This window comes from Paenibacillus cucumis (ex Kampfer et al. 2016) (assembly GCF_019748695.1).
GTDB lineage: Bacteria > Bacillota > Bacilli > Paenibacillales > Paenibacillaceae > Paenibacillus > Paenibacillus polysaccharolyticus.
The window spans coordinates 1-1459 of the sequence record NZ_JACLIC010000064.1; the positions used below are offsets into that span (position 1 = coordinate 1).

Sequence of the window (1459 nt, forward strand, 5' to 3'; positions counted from 1 at the left end):
TAAAATGTACCCTATAAGATGGACACTTAAAAAAGGTCATCTTGTAGGGTCTTTTTTGTGTACAATGAATAAAAAACGAGCGGTGGTCAAGCAAATGTCAAAAAAACACTTTACAATGCAAGAGCAAGATCAGTTGAGAAGAAATCCCTATGTAAGAAATGTTAGTGCTAAAGCGATTACATACACGGATGCATTCAAAGAACGATTTATTCAACAACATAGTCAAGGTACGCTTCCCAGTGAAATCTTTCAGGAAGCTGGCTTCCCCATTGACGTTTTGGGTGCAACCCGGATTCAAAAGGCTTCCAATCGGTGGCGTACGGCATTTCAGGAACAAGGATCTGCTGGATTAACGGATGGTAGAAAACACGCTTCAGGCCGTCCTCTAAACCGTGAATTAAGTCTTGAAGAAAAATATGCCCGTTTGGAAGCAAAAATGAAATGGCTTGAAGCGGAGAATGAATTCTTAAAAAAGCTCGATCACCTCGAAAGGCAGATGAGAAGAAAAAAATCCAACTCCGTACACGACAAAAATTCGAACTGATTCAACAGATGATGCATACCTGCTCTTTCCAAGGCAAGGTGCATGTTCTTTGTGCTATTGCTGGTGTTTCACGCTCAGGCTACTACCGCTATTGTAGTGAAAGCGCCAGGCTACATCGTCAAAAGCAGGAACAGGACGACCATAAGGTGAAAGCGATCATCCTGAAAGCCTACCATTACCGTAGGAGGAACAAAGGCGCACGTCAAATTAAAATGACGCTCGCACTTGAGTATAACGTCATATACAATCTTAAGCGCATTCGTCGGATCATGCAGAAGTACAACATCGTTTGTCCCATTCGAAAAGCAAATCCAGCACGTCGTATGGCTAAAGCGACGCAAGAGCATCGAACCTGTCCCAACCTGTTAAAGCGAGCCTTTAAGCCAGGAATTGCAGGCAAGGTTCTCTTAACCGACATTACGTACTTAACTTATGGGATAAGCAAACGAGCCTATCTATCAACGATTAAAGATGCCGAGACGAATGAAATATTAGCCTATGAAGTCTCCGCTTCCCTTGGATTGGACATTGCAATGGAGTCGTTGAAACAACTCAAAAAGCATAGGCATCTGACTTCGGATGCCTTGATTCATTCGGATCAAGGATTTCACTATACAAGCCCCAAGTTCCAAAAGCTTGTGAAACAAATGGGGTTCAATCAATCCATGTCACGGCGAGGAAACTGTTGGGACAACGCTCCACAAGAATCCTTCTTTGGGCATTTTAAAGATGAAACCAATTTTAAAACATGCATGACTCTGGAGGAGGTTAAGCAAGAAGTAAAGAGCTACATGATCTACTACAATCATTATCGAGGCCAATGGAACTTAAACAAGCTGCCGCCTGCAAGATACAGACGACAGCTTGAAGCTGCCTAACCTTTTTTAATTTGTCCTTTACAAGGGGTACATTTTA

1 protein-coding gene is annotated in these 1459 nt (G+C 42.5%); it reads left to right on the top strand.

From position 1 onward, the window contains the following. Positions 1-94 precede the first annotated feature (94 nt). A protein-coding gene (locus H7T88_RS28430; protein WP_260511209.1) for an IS3 family transposase occupies positions 95-1422 on the top strand; the annotation gives its coding sequence in 2 pieces (ribosomal slippage) (positions 95-464 and positions 464-1422; 1329 coding nt in all). Positions 1423-1459: the final 37 nt, after the last annotated feature.